Here is a 13,084-nt window from a genome sequence, read left to right as displayed (position 1 = left end):
GTGAAATATCCCAGCTTTCGCTGGGATGACGAGGGTATGTAGGTCAGCGTTCCCTTACGCTCTCTATCCCCCGTTCCGAGTAGCGAGAAAGAACGCCTACTCCCGCCCGCGGCGCAGGACGATATACAACGCCCCCTGCCCGCCGTGTCGCGGATGCGCGCCGCGGACCGCAGCGATCGAGTCCGCGTGGCGCGACCCTGCCAGCCAGTCCGCCACCGCCGACCGGATCGCGCCACGCGCGTGCGGGCGTTCGCTTTCGGGGCGCGGTGGCTTGCCGGTCACCAGCAGCAGCACACGGTCGCCCCGCGCGATCGCCCGGCCCAGCCCGACGTCGAGCATCGCATGCGCCGACGCTAGCGTATGCCCGTGCAGATCGATCGAACTGTCGGGACTGACCACGCCGCGCGTCAGCCTCTTGTCCCAGCCGCCATCGAGCGTGTTCGCGGTGATCGGCTTCGCAACCGGCCGCGGTGCCGCCACCGGCTTCGCACCCGGTCGGCTAGCGAACGGCGTGACGACGGTGCGGACGAGCGGCTTTACCCGCCCCATCGGCGCGGGCGGCGGCGGCACGACTTTGCCATTGGGGCCAATCACCGGTTTTGGTGGAGGCGGCAGCGGCGGGGCGCGCTCTGGAATGCGGATTGCGACCGTGCGCATCGGCCGGACGCTCGCCATCACGCGCGCCCAGAGCTGCGCCTCCTCCGGGGTGAGGGGGTCAGGGTTGAGGGGTCGACCCGCCATCTTGCGCCCCATTCGCTAGACCGTTGAACCGCTGGCTGTTGAGACGTTGTACGGTACCGATGGGCAGCAATAGATACGCGGTGCCACGCCCCGCCATCCCACCCGCGGTCGACTCCGCCGCTGGGCCAGCGCCCCAGAACGTGTCGAAGCGATTGCTCCCCTTGATCGCGCCGCCGGTGTCCTGTGCGACCCACAAACCACTCGCATCCTGCCGATCGAGCGACAGGAACACCGGTGCGCCCAGCGGCACGAACTTGACGTCCGCCGCCGCGCTCACCTGACCGGTGACCGGCAATCCAAGCGCCCCCAAAGGCGCGCCCTCCAACTCGCGGAAGAACACGAAGCTCTTGTTCTCGCGCATGATCGCCTGCCCCTCGGCCGGATGCGCGTGCAACCAAGCGACGATCCCCTGCATCGAGGTCTGTCCCGGTTGCAGAAGCCCGCGTGACTTCATCAGCGCACCGATGCCGGTGTAATCGCGGCCATTCTGCGTCGCGTAGCCGATCCGCAGGATCTCGCCATCGGGCAGCCGAAGCCGCCCCGACCCCTGGATCTGGAGGAAGAACAACTCCACCGGATCGCGCGCCCAGGCGAGGATCGGCGCACGCCCCGAAATCGCGCCCTGCTCGATCGCGGTGCGGTCGTAATAGGGCACCAGATTGCTGCGATCGACACGACCGCGAATTTTCTTGCCCTTCAAGCTTGTCGAGAACGCGCCAAGATCGACATCGATCAGATCGTTCGGCCGCCCGTAAATCGGCGCATAGCCATCGCGACGCTCTATCGAACCGGCAATCTCGGGCTCGTAATAGCCTGTCGCGAACGCCTTGCCGTCGCCGACCTGGACCGCCTCGAACCACTGCGTGAAGAAATTCCGCGCGCCACCGCGGGGGACGGACGCCGCCGCCGCACAGCCCGGCTGCCAATCGGCACCGCGCGTCAGCCCCGACGCATCGTTGCGGCGCATCAGCGACGGGCAACTCGTCACGAATGCCGCGAGCGCGGACTGCGCCTGCGTTTCGTCGATCGGCAGGCTCGCGATCGCCGGACCAGCGGTGACGCCGGCAGTCGCCGCGTTGACGGGGGCCGCGGGTGCAAGGACGGGAGCCGGTAACAGTGGCACAGCGCCGACGATCCGCGCGGGCATCTGAATGCCACGGATGTTAGGCGAAGCACCGGTATCGCGCGACGGGTGGACGCGGACCGGCTCGCGCGAAGGCTCTCGGTCGGAATTGCCGCCGCGATCGACCGGCGCGGGGCCTGCGCGCGGTGGCTCGACGCCGCCGACGCACGCGCTAAGTGCCAGAGCTAGACCCAGTGCGCTAAGCCCCGCCCCCTGAAACGCACGGTCACGCCTCGTCGGTGTCGGCAAGCTTCCAGTTCGGATCGCTGCTCTTCAGCGTCCGTGCGAAGGTCCAGACGTCGTGCGTCTCGACCGCGTCGGTCAGCGAGCCGGCCAGGACATTACCCTCGCCATCACGCGTAACGGCAGCAATATCCGCGTCGAACCGCACCGTGATCCGCGCGTCGCGACCCGACACGCTCGCATCCGAAATTACCGCACGCTCGATCGAGACAAGACGGTTGTCGAGCACTTCGCCTGCCGCAATCCGGGCCGCAATCGCCTCGGCAAAGGCCGTCCGGACATCGTCTTCAGCAAGATAGCCAAGCTCGTCCTCGTCGCCCTTCCAGAACGCCTCGAGCACCATGCGGTACGCAGCCTGTGCGCCTTCGAGGAACTGGTTGACGTCGAACCCGGGTTCGGCGGCGACGATCGAACGCAGGCCAGCTTCGGCGCGCGGCTCGATGTTGCGGCTGACGATCTCGCGCGGCTCAGGCGTCGCATCGACCGTTCGCGGAACTGCGGCAAGCGCAGGCCGGTCTTCGGCTGCGCGCGGCAAGGGCTGTTCATGCCCTGTCCGCTTACCGAGCACGCTGTACAGTCGCATCGCTAAAAAGCCTGCAACCATCGCGAGAAGTACTACGTAAAACAACCGTGCCTCCGATCTTCGGGCTAACATAGGCCAAAGCTGCGGTTATTCAAACCCGCGCCCGTTGAAACGCCCCTCGGGCACTGCTAATCGCACCGCCTCGACCCAATGGAACGCACGAGCATTCCGCTTCGGTCCCATCTTTGCGCATTTCAAGGACATGACGAATGGACGATCAGGACAACGGCATCACCATGCCGGACCAGGCTATCGCGAATGGCGAGGACACGATCCCAGCCGCCGGGCTGATCTCGCAGTACGTCAAGGATCTGTCGTTCGAGAACCCGAACGCTCCCGCGGTCTACCAGAACCAGACCCCGCCGGCGATCGACGTGCAGTTCAACATCGGCGCGGCGCAGGTCGGCGACGAGGTGCATGAGGTCGTGCTGAAGATCGACGTCCGCGCCGAGAGCGAAGGCCAGGTCGCGTTCATCGTCGACCTTTCGTACGCAGGGCTGTTCGGACTCCGCAACATCCCGGCCGAGCATGTCCAGCCGTTCCTACTCGGCGAGGCGCCCCGCCTGCTGTTCCCGTTCGCCCGCCGCGTGCTGTCGGATGCGGTGCGTGACGGTGGTTTCCCGCCGCTGCTGCTCGAGCCGATCGACTTCGGCCAGCTGTACCTGACGCAGTCGGAGCAGCAGGGCATCCAGCCGAACGTCGGCGATTTCGGCCAGGCCTGATCGACCGGAGGCGGAGCGGTATTAGATGAACCTGACCAAGGCGCTGGGATCGGTCGGCGGGCTGACGCTCGCCAGCCGTGTCCTGGGGTTGGTGCGCGACTCGCTGTTCGCGCGGTTCGTCGGCGCCGGGTTCGCGTCGGACGCGTTCCTGATCGCGTTCCGCCTCCCCAACATGTTCCGCGCGCTGTTCGCGGAGGGCGCGTTCTCGGCCGCGTTCATTCCGATGTTCAATCGGAAGGTCGGCGACAAGGATGGCCGCGGGCTGCCCGACGGGATCGCGTTCGCCGAGGACGCGCTGTCGGTGCTGCTGCCGACGCTGATCCTAATGACGGTGCTGTTCGAACTCGCGGCGTGGCCGATGACGTGGCTGCTGACCTTCGGGTTCAATGGCGCGAGCGCTGAGCGGTTCGACTATGTCGTCCACCTGTCGCGGATCATGCTGCCCTACCTGCCGCTGATCAGCCTTGTCTCGCTGCTTGGCGGCATCCTCAATTCGCTGCACAAATTCTGGATCAACGCGGCCGCGCCAATCCTGCTTAACGCGACGCTGATCGCCGCGCTGTTGCTGTTCCACGAGCACCAGCCACTGCTGACCGCGCGCAACCAGGCGATCGCGGTGACGATATCAGGCGCGTTGCAGCTCGGATGGCTGATCTACGCGTGCCGGGCGTCGGGCGTGAAGCTCCGGCTGAAGCGTCCGCAGCTTAACCCCGACGTGAAGAAGCTCATGTCGCTGATCTGGCCTGCCGCGGCGGGTGCCGGTGCGGTGCAGATCAACCTCGTCGTCTCGACCGCTCTGGCCGCCGCCCTGCTGCCGGCGGGATCGGTCTCGTACATCTATTTCGCCGACCGCCTGAACCAGCTTCCGTTAGGCCTGATCGGCATCGGTCTTGGCACCGTCCTGCTCCCCACCATCTCGCGCCAACTCGGCCGCGGCGAGGATGCGGAGGCGATGGCGACGCAGAACCGCGGCATGGAGCTGGCGCTGTTCCTCACGCTGCCCGCGACGGTCGCGCTGATCGTCTGCGGCGTGCCGATCGTCGGCGCGCTGTTCCAGCACGGCAAGTTCGCGCTCGACGACAGCGTGCTGACCGCGCAGGCGCTCGCCGCGTTCTCGATCGGACTGCCGTCGTATATCCTCGTGAAGGTCCTCACGCCGGGCTATTACGCGCGCTCCGACACGCGCACCCCAGTTCGCTATGCGACGATGTCGATGGTCGTGAACCTCGTCCTCAACCTCGCCTTCATCAAGCCGCTCGGGCATATGGGCCCGCCGCTCGCCACCGCGATCGCGAGCACGGTCAACGTCGCGATGCTCTACCGCACGCTCGTCCGCCGGGGGCATTTCACGCCTGACGCACGACTTCGTCGGCGGACGTGGCGGCTGTTGGTCGCCGCGCTGATCATGGGCGTCGTGATGTTTTTCCTCAACGACCTGTTCCAGCCGTTCGTGACCGCCACCAGCATCCAGCGCTGGGGTGCCATGCTGGTGCTGGTTACCACCGGCGGGGTGGTCTATGCGATCGCGACATTGCTCACCGGCGCGTTCCGGCTGGGCGACATCTCCACGCTTCTGCGTCGTTCCAGATAGGTTTCACTATGCGCGTCGTCTCCGGCATCAAGCCCACCGGTAATCTCCATCTCGGCAATTACCTGGGGGCGGTGAAGCAGTGGGTGACGCTGCAGGACGATGTCGCGGCACAGGGCGGCGAGTCGATGTTCTTCATCGCCGATCTCCACGCGCCGACCGAATGGATCGCGCCCGCCGAGCTCTCGTTGCACACGATCGAGGTCGCCGCGACGATGATCGCCGCGGGGATAGATCCGGCCAAGTCGATCCTGTTCAACCAGGCGCGCGTGCCCGCGCACAGCGAGATGGCGTGGCTGCTCAACACCGTCGCGCGCGTCGGCTGGCTGAACCGAATGACGCAGTTCAAGGACAAGGCGGGCAAGAACCGCGAGGGCGCGAGCGTCGGGCTGTACGACTACCCGGTGCTGATGGCCGCCGACGTGCTGCTCTACAACGCGACCCATGTGCCGGTCGGCGAGGACCAGAAGCAGCATCTCGAACTCGCGCGCGACATCGCCACCAAATTTAACGGTGATTACAAGGTGGACCTGTTCACGCTCCCCGCCCCGCTGATCAGCAAGGCCGCGCCGCGGATCATGAGCTTGCGCGATGCGTCGGCGAAGATGTCGAAGTCGAACCCTTCCGAGCAGTCGGTGGTCAAGCTGATCGACAGCGACGACACGATTGCGGACAAGTTCCGCAAGGCGAAGACCGATCCGGACGTGTTGCCGGCGACGGTCGAGGAACTGGGAGATCGCGCCGAGGCTCGCAACCTGCTGACGATCTATGCGGCGCTGGCGGATAGCGATGTCGCGACCGTGCTCGCCGAGTTCGGTGGCAAGGGCTTCGGCGCGTTCAAGCCGGCGCTGGCGGATCTGGCGGTGGCGAAGCTCGGGCCGATCCGTGACGATATGGTGCGGTTGCTGGACGATCGCAGTGCGGTGACGGCGGTGTTGCAGGCGGGGGCGGAGAAGGCGCGCGCGCTGGCGGCACCGGTGTTGAAGCAGACGCAGGATGCGATGGGGTTGCAGGTCTAAACCCTGCTCGCGACCTAAGCCCTGCCCGTCACCTAGGAATATGATCGTCACCCCAGCGAAAGCTGGGGTCTCCCCATTGCACGCTACCTCTGCCAAACGGGAAGATCCCAGCTTCCGCTAAGATGACGGACTAGGGGTGTACTTCGGTTAGAAAGCTTGTTCCCCCGCGAAGGCGGGGGTCCAGACTGGGCTCCCGCCTTCGCGGGGGAACAAGGAAGGGCTGACCTAGCCTTCCAGCTCGCGCATCAGCACGCGCACCGCCGCGTCGATATCGCGATCCGAATCCCGCAGTTCCTCGATCTTCCGCACCGCATGGATCACCGTCGAGTGATCGCGCCCGCCGAATTTTCGGCCGATCTCCGGCAACGAGCGGGTCGTCAGCCGCTTCGCCAGATACATAGCGATCTGCCGCGGCCGTGCGACAGCCCGCGCGCGTCGCGCCGAAATGAGGTCGAGTGGCTTCAGTTCGAAATGCGCCGACACGAGCTTCTGTATCTCGTCGATCGTCACGCGCTTCTGCGCGCCACGAAGAACTTCCCCAACGTCGCAACCGCGAAGTCGAGGTCGATCGTGTCCCCGGTCAGCTGCGCATACGCCACCACCCGGTTCAGCGCGCCCTCGAGCTCGCGGATGTTCGCATGGATGCGGCTCGCAAGCAGGTCGAGCACGTCGGTCGGCACGCGCATGTCGGGCAGATCGACCAGCTTCCGATCTAGGATCGTCCGGCGCAGCACCAGATCGGGCGCCTTGATGTCCGCGACCAGCCCGACCGACATCCGGCTGACAATCCGCGCCTCGACGCCCTCCAGCGCCTGCGGGCAACGATCGGCGGAGATCACCAGGCGCTTGCCCGCCGCCATGATCTCGTTGACCGTGTGGAAGAATTCTTCCTGCGTCGCGTCCTTGCCGGCGATGAACTGGAGATCATCGATCAGCAGCAGGTCGGCACCGCGCAGCCGCTGCTTGAACGCATGCGTATCGCGCGCGCGCATCGACGCGACGAAGTCGTACATGAACCGCTCGGCGGACATGCACAGCACGATCGCGTGCGGGTTATGCTCGAGGAACGCGTGACCGATCGCGTGCATGAGATGGGTCTTGCCCTGCCCCGTGCCGCTGTGGAGGAACAACGGGCTGAACCGGACCGGGCCCGGCTCGGCGAGCACCTTGGCGGCGTTGAACGCCACCTTGTTCGAGGGATCGACGACGAATCGCGCAAACGTATAGCGCGGATCGAGCGGCGGGCGCTCGGCCGGCACGCCGACCGGCGCGGAGGCCACGGCCAGCGTCGGCGCAGGCTTCAGCGAAGGATCGACGCCGAACTTCATCGAAACCTGCGCAGGCTCGCCGACCGGCTTGGGAGCCGGCTTGGCCTCGACCGGCACCGGATCGGCGACGGGCTTGGCCGGCATGGCATCGGCCACCGGCTCGATCGCGAGCACGACGGGCGCGCGACCCGGCACCCGGGTCTCGATCTGCACGGTGCGGACGTGGGGCAGGATTTGCTTGAATTCGAGCACGAGTCGGTCGGCATAATGATTGCGGACCCAGTTCGTCATGAACGCCGAGGGCAGCGCGAGGCGGATCGTGTCGCGATCGTCACCCGGAACGAGTTCGATCGGCTTCAGCCACTGCTCGAACAGCCGCGCCCCCGCCGACTCGCGCAAGGATGCACGCACGCGGGCCCAGGCCTTCTCGGCCTCGGTCGCGTGCGTCATTGATCCTTGCCACTTCGTCACGCGCACGCATCTCCGACCCCGCGAGATTGCTCGCGCGGGTGATATAGTCCCGACAGAAAATGGTCCCCCGACGACCCCAAGGGTCATCCGGCATCTTCGCCCTGTGTGTTTGATGCAGCGGTGGAAACCACCGTCGCTGTGAGCCCCGTTATGAAGCGATCGGCGATCCGGGCAAGACCCCGACGCGTCACATTTTCGAAATAAAGCGGGTTGACTTGATCAAGCCGCGGAAATGCGTCGATATTTTTATAAGTGGCTGTGTTTACGTATTTTTTGCGAATTCAATCATTCCGTGACTTGACTTCGGACCACTCGAATCGCGGGGAATCCGTGGGTTACGCACCGTCGCACTTGGTTCCCTTCGCAGACGCAAAAAACCCGCCGGGAATGTCCCGACGGGTGATCCGCTTTCGACAGTGATCGGTCGCTTAGGCGAGCCCGGTCACGGCCTTGGTCAGACGCGCGAACTTGCGGCTCGCGGTGTTCTTGTGCAGCACGCCCTTGGCGACGCCACGCTGAAGCTCAGGCTGTGCCGCTGCGAGTGCGGTGGTCGCTGCGCCCTTGTCGCCCGAAGCCAGTGCGGCCTCGACCTTCTTGATGAAGGTACGGATACGGCCGACGCGGTTGCCGTTCACTTCCGCGCGACGGTCGTTGCGACGGATACGCTTTTCGCCTGCGGCGTGTTCGCCATGAAGCCCTCTGGATGTTCGAATGAATAAAAGGGGCGCCGGATTGCTCCTACGCCCTCTCGAAGCCGCGGCCCTACTCACTTTGTGCTAGCCCGTCAACTGATAGGCTCAACCGCGTTGGCACTTCGGACACCAGAACGTCGAGCGCCCGCCCTCCGTCCGCCGCTTCACGGTAGCACCGCATTCGCACGGCTCGCCTTCGCGCCCATAGACGCGCCATTGCTTGGAGAAATAGCCGAGTTCGCCGTCGGGTCGTACGTAATCGCGCAGCGAAGACCCGCCGGCCAGGATCGCAGCAGTCAACACTGTCCGAATCGCCTCGACGAGTCGCTCGAGCCGAAACAGCGAGATCCGCCCCGCCGCGCGTGACGGCGCGATCTTCGCCATGTGCAGCGCCTCGCACACATAGATGTTGCCGAGCCCTGCGACGATTCGCTGGTCGAGCAGCATCGCCTTGATCGAAGCCCCCGCCCTTCGAGCGCCTCAAGCAGATACGCCGCCGTCAGATCGGGTCCAAGCGGCTCCGGCCCCATGCTGAGGAACGGCGGATAATTGGCGATGTCCTCGGTGGCCCACAGATCGAGAAAGCCGAATCGCCGGGGATCGTTGAGCGCGACCGTCCGCCCCGCCGCCGTCCCGATCAGCAAGTGATCGTGCGCAAGCAGTTCGCTCGGATCGACTCGCCAGCGCCCCGACATGCCGAGATGGAAGACGAGCGTATCGCCACGATCGGTATCGATGAGCCCGTATTTGGCACGACGGCCCAAGTGCGTAACGGTCGCTCCGGTCATCCGCTGCCGCAGATCGACCGGGATCGCTTTGCGCAGGTCGGCGCGGCGCGGCTCGACCGAGGTCAGGCGCTGGCCCTTCAGCACGGGCTCCAGCCCGCGCACGGTGGTTTCGACTTCTGGTAATTCTGGCACGGTTTGCAGCTAGGTTGCGTTTGCTCGCGCCACAAGGCGCGGCTAGAGCGCAGGATATGAACGACTTGATCGCGCCCGCGCCCGCACTCACGCCCGATACCGTCTCCTTCGGCTACGAAGACATCCCCGCCACCGAGAAGACCGCCCGCGTCGGCGGCGTCTTCTCGAACGTCGCAGGCAAATACGACCTGATGAACGATGCGATGTCGGGCGGCATGCACCGGCTGTGGAAGGACCGCTTCGTCCGCCGCGTGAAACCGCGCGAAGGCGAGCAGATCCTCGACATGGCGGGCGGCACCGGCGACATCGCGTTCCGCATGGAGCCGTCGGGCGCTTCGATCACGGTCGCCGACATCAACCCGCAGATGCTCGAAGTCGGCATGGAACGCGCCCAGAAGCGCGGGATCGACGGCCTGGTCTGGACCGAAGCCAATGCGGAAACGCTGACCTTCCCCGACAAGTTCTTCGACGCGTACACGATCGCGTTCGGCATCCGTAACGTGACCGACATCCCCAAGGCGTTGCGCGAAGCCCACCGCGTCCTGCGGCGTGGCGGGCGGTTCTACTGCCTCGAATTCTCGACCACCGTGTGGCCGGGGTTCGCCGAGGTATACGACGCCTATTCGCACAAGATGGTCCCGAAGCTCGGCCAACTGCTTGCCCAGGACGCCGACAGCTACCGCTACCTGATCGAATCGATCCGCCGCTTCCCGGACATGCCCAAGTTCAAGGGCATGATCGCGGATGCCGGCTTCGTGCAGACGAAGGTCGAGCCGTTGCTGGGTGGCCTCGTTGCGATCCACAGCGGGTGGAAGATCTAGTGATCACGCGAAGGCGCGAAGGCGCGAAGGGGTTTTCGCGCAGAGGCGCAGAGGACGCAGAGATGGCGCGCGCGCGGCAGCTTTCACTTCATCAACCACCAGTGATGAAAAGCCGCAGCCGCGGCGAAACGCAACACCTCCGCGTCTCCGCGCCTCTGCGCGAACCATTTCTACCTTCTCTTCGCGCCTTAGCGCCTTCGCGTGAACCAACCTTGTCTTACGGCACCGACCCCAAGTGACCGCCTCCACCACTCACGTCTGGCGCCTCCTCAAATGGGGCCGCATCCTTGCTCGCCACGGTGCGTTGCGCGGGATCGAGCGTGACCCGAACACGCCCGCCCCCGTTCGCCGGCTCGCACGGATCGCACGGTTCGGCGCACGCGTGCCGGCAGTCCCGCGCTATGCCGATGCGTTCCAGGCGATCGGTCCCGCGGCGATCAAGCTTGGCCAGACGCTCGCCACCCGCCCCGATCTCGTCGGTGAGGACGCTGCGCACGATCTGTTGCGTCTCCAGGACCAGCTCTCCCCGTCCCCTATGCAACGATCGAGGCAGCGATGCTGGCGAGCTTCGGCAAGCCGCTGGAGACGTTGTTCTCGCGGATCGAACCGATCCCGGTCGGCGCCGCGTCGATCGCGCAGGTCCACCGCGCCGTCACCACCGACGGCCGACAGGTCGCGGTGAAAGTCCTCCGCCCCGGCGTCGAGGACGATTTCGCGCGCGCGATCGACACTTACAGTTGGGCCGCAGCGCAACTTGAAGCGCTCAGCCCCGAAGCGATGCGCCTGCGTCCGCGCCTCACGATCGAGACGTTCAAGCGCTGGACGCTGCGCGAACTGAACTTCCGCCGCGAGGCCGCCTCGGCCTCCGAACTCGCGGAGGGCATGACCGCCGAGCCCGATTTCGTCATCCCCGCGATCGACTGGGCACGATCGACCGCGAAGGTCATGACGATCGAGTGGATCGACGGCATCAAGCTGTCGAACCGCCCCGCGCTGGTCGAGGCCGGTTACGACCTGCCCGCGCTCGCCAACACGCTCGTTCGCGCGTTCCTGCGCCAGGCGATCGCCGACGGGTTCTTCCACGCCGACATGCACCAGGGAAACCTGTTTGCGCTCCCCGGCAACCGCATCGCCGCGATCGACTTCGGCATCATGGGCCGGATCGACCGCCGCGCCCGCGTCTGGCTAGCCGAAATCCTCTACGGCCTGATCACCGGCAACTACAAACGCGTCGCCGAGATCCATTTCGAGGCGGGCTATGTCCCCGCCTATCACGACGTCGCCGAGTTCGCGACCGCGCTGAGGGCGGTCGGCGAGCCGATGCGCGGGTTGCCGGTCAAGGACATGTCGATCGGGATGATGCTCGACAGCCTGTTCTCGATCACGCGCGATTTCGACATGGTCACGCAGCCGCACCTGCTGCTGCTCCAGAAGACGATGGTGATGGTCGAGGGCGTCGCGACCAGCCTCAACCCCGACATCAACCTGTGGGAAGCCGCCGAGCCGTTCGTCCGCGACTGGATCCGCGGCGAGCTCGGCCCCGAGGCGATGATCGCCGACCGCCTGATCGCGGACTTCCAGACGCTCACACGGCTGCCTGAGCTGGTCCGCCGGATCGAGGCGCATTACCCCGCGCCCGGTGGCGCGCCGCCGACGATGCCGCTGCGCGAGATCGAAGTGATCCGGATCGGCGGCGGCTGGCGCTACATGGCGGTGGCGCTCGCAACCGCGCTGACCAGCGTGGGTGCGACCTGGCTCTTGCTGCGGTGATATCCGCCTGCCGGACCGGATGATGCGCCGTCCCGTAGCGCCTTTGTGGCTGACGAGACCGTCGCGGTTTGCGGCGATGTCGCAGTCGGGTGCACGCGCGACGCTGGCGGTGTTCGTCATCGCGATCATGGCGACGTGGCTTGCCCTTTCGGTACCGACCGCGCCCCGCGCAACCGGTGCCGATCACGGCACGGACATGGCGCTCTACGTGGGGATCGTCGACGGTGTTCGGCACGGCGGCCCCTATTATGCGGTCGCGGCCGATGCGATGCGCGCGGGCAACTATCCGATGAAGCCGTTCGTCACGATGCGCCTACCGACCCTCGCGGTCGTGGCCGCAGCGTTGCCCGCCTTCGCGGTCGTCACCATGCTGTACGCACTGGCGACCGCGACGTTGATCGCCTGGTATCGCCGCCTGCGCCCCGCGTTGAGCCAGCCGGCGCTCGCCATCGCGATGATCCTGCTGCTTGGCGGAATGCTAGCGTTCTTCCAGGCGGGCCTGGTGCTGTTCCACGAGGTCTGGGCAGGATTGCTGATCGCGCTGTCGCTCGCGCTGCGTCGTCCAGGCTATTGGGTCGAAGCGGTCGCATTAGGCCTTGCCGCCGCGCTTATCCGCGAGACCGCCGCGCCGTATCTCGTGTTGATGGCGGTCTTCGCACTTGTCGAAGGAAGCCGCCGTGAGGCCGCCGCCTGGATCGGATCGCTCGCCATCGTCGCGATCGTCCTGGTGCTCCACGCGCATGCCGTGTCGCTCGTCGTGCATCCGCTGGATCCGTCGTCGCCGGGCTGGGCCGGCATGCTCGGGGTCGGCTTCGTCGTCCGCGCGATCGTCGATGCCTCTGCGCTCAGCCTGTTTCCGCTCGTGGTTGCCGCGCCGATAGTCGGTATCGCGGCGTTCGGCTGGACCGCCTGGCACGATCCGCTCGCCGGGCGGATGGCCGCGCTGCTCGCCGGCTATGGCCTGATGCTCGGCCTGTTCGGGCGGATCGACACATTTTACTGGGCCTTGCTGATCGCGCCGGCCTCGCTCGTGGGGATAGTCTTTGCAGCCGACGGACTGCGCGATCTGGTGCGAGCCGCGAGCGACGGGCGACGCATTACGGTCCGCCGCGTAATACGCTAA

8 protein-coding genes and 4 pseudogenes are annotated in these 13,084 nt (G+C 66.0%); 6 read left to right on the top strand and 6 right to left on the bottom strand.

Annotated elements, in window-relative coordinates; genetic code table 11:
- Positions 1–96 precede the first annotated feature (96 nt).
- The 3 genes from QP164_RS01665 to QP164_RS01655 form a co-directional block, all read right to left on the bottom strand.
- Positions 97–741 (bottom strand): Smr/MutS family protein, encoded by a 645-nt coding sequence (locus QP164_RS01665; protein ID WP_333921916.1) that lies wholly within the window; start codon positions 739–741, stop codon positions 97–99.
- A complete protein-coding gene (gene mltA, locus QP164_RS01660; RefSeq protein ID WP_443027464.1) occupies positions 716–1,888 on the bottom strand; it encodes a murein transglycosylase A in 1,173 nt (390 codons plus the stop codon). Before mltA ends, QP164_RS01665 begins: the two co-directional genes overlap by 26 nt.
- Positions 1,889–2,090: 202 nt before the next feature.
- Positions 2,091–2,735 carry a Tim44/TimA family putative adaptor protein gene (locus QP164_RS01655; protein WP_333921914.1) on the bottom strand — a complete coding sequence of 215 codons (645 nt, stop codon included), beginning with the start codon at positions 2,733–2,735 and terminating at the stop codon, positions 2,091–2,093.
- Positions 2,736–2,899: 164 nt separating this feature from the next.
- Between QP164_RS01655 and secB the strand changes: the two genes are divergently transcribed.
- From secB to trpS, 3 genes are read left to right on the top strand one after another with little or no spacing between them, the layout of a single operon-like run.
- Positions 2,900–3,412: a protein-export chaperone SecB gene (gene secB / locus QP164_RS01650; protein ID WP_333921913.1), complete on the top strand. Its 513-nt coding sequence runs from the start codon at positions 2,900–2,902 to the stop codon at positions 3,410–3,412.
- A 25-nt stretch (positions 3,413–3,437) separates the two neighbouring features.
- Entirely contained in the window at positions 3,438–5,003 is a 1,566-nt protein-coding gene (gene murJ, locus QP164_RS01645) for a murein biosynthesis integral membrane protein MurJ (RefSeq protein WP_333921912.1), read from the top strand.
- 8 nt (positions 5,004–5,011) lie between these two features.
- Positions 5,012–6,019, top strand: coding sequence for a tryptophan--tRNA ligase (gene trpS, locus QP164_RS01640; protein ID WP_333921911.1), 1,008 nt, complete (start codon positions 5,012–5,014; stop codon positions 6,017–6,019).
- A gap of 225 nt (positions 6,020–6,244) precedes the next feature.
- Here the strand turns inward: trpS and dnaA are convergent.
- From dnaA to mutM, 3 pseudogenes are all read right to left on the bottom strand, one after another.
- Positions 6,245–7,737: pseudogene (gene dnaA, locus QP164_RS01635) on the bottom strand (chromosomal replication initiator protein DnaA).
- Between the two features lie 449 nt (positions 7,738–8,186).
- Positions 8,187–8,449, bottom strand: a pseudogene (gene rpsT / locus QP164_RS01630) (30S ribosomal protein S20).
- Positions 8,450–8,555: 106 nt separating this feature from the next.
- Positions 8,556–9,370, bottom strand: a pseudogene (gene mutM, locus QP164_RS01625) (bifunctional DNA-formamidopyrimidine glycosylase/DNA-(apurinic or apyrimidinic site) lyase).
- Positions 9,371–9,426: 56 nt separating this feature from the next.
- Between mutM and QP164_RS01620 the strand changes: the two are divergent.
- From QP164_RS01620 to QP164_RS01610, 3 genes and pseudogenes are all read left to right on the top strand, one after another.
- On the top strand, positions 9,427–10,191 hold the full coding sequence (locus QP164_RS01620; protein ID WP_132738866.1) for a class I SAM-dependent methyltransferase: 765 nt from the start codon (positions 9,427–9,429) through the stop codon (positions 10,189–10,191).
- Positions 10,192–10,426: 235 nt separating this feature from the next.
- Positions 10,427–11,961, top strand: a pseudogene (gene ubiB, locus QP164_RS01615) (2-polyprenylphenol 6-hydroxylase).
- A 22-nt stretch (positions 11,962–11,983) separates the two neighbouring features.
- Positions 11,984–13,084: a hypothetical protein gene (locus QP164_RS01610; RefSeq protein WP_333921910.1), complete on the top strand. Its 1,101-nt coding sequence runs from the start codon at positions 11,984–11,986 to the stop codon at positions 13,082–13,084.

Origin of the sequence: Sphingomonas sp. LR59 (genome assembly GCF_036855945.1) — a bacterium.
Classification (GTDB): Bacteria; Pseudomonadota; Alphaproteobacteria; order Sphingomonadales; family Sphingomonadaceae; genus Sphingomonas.
This window is presented reverse-complemented; position numbering and strand designations above follow the sequence as displayed.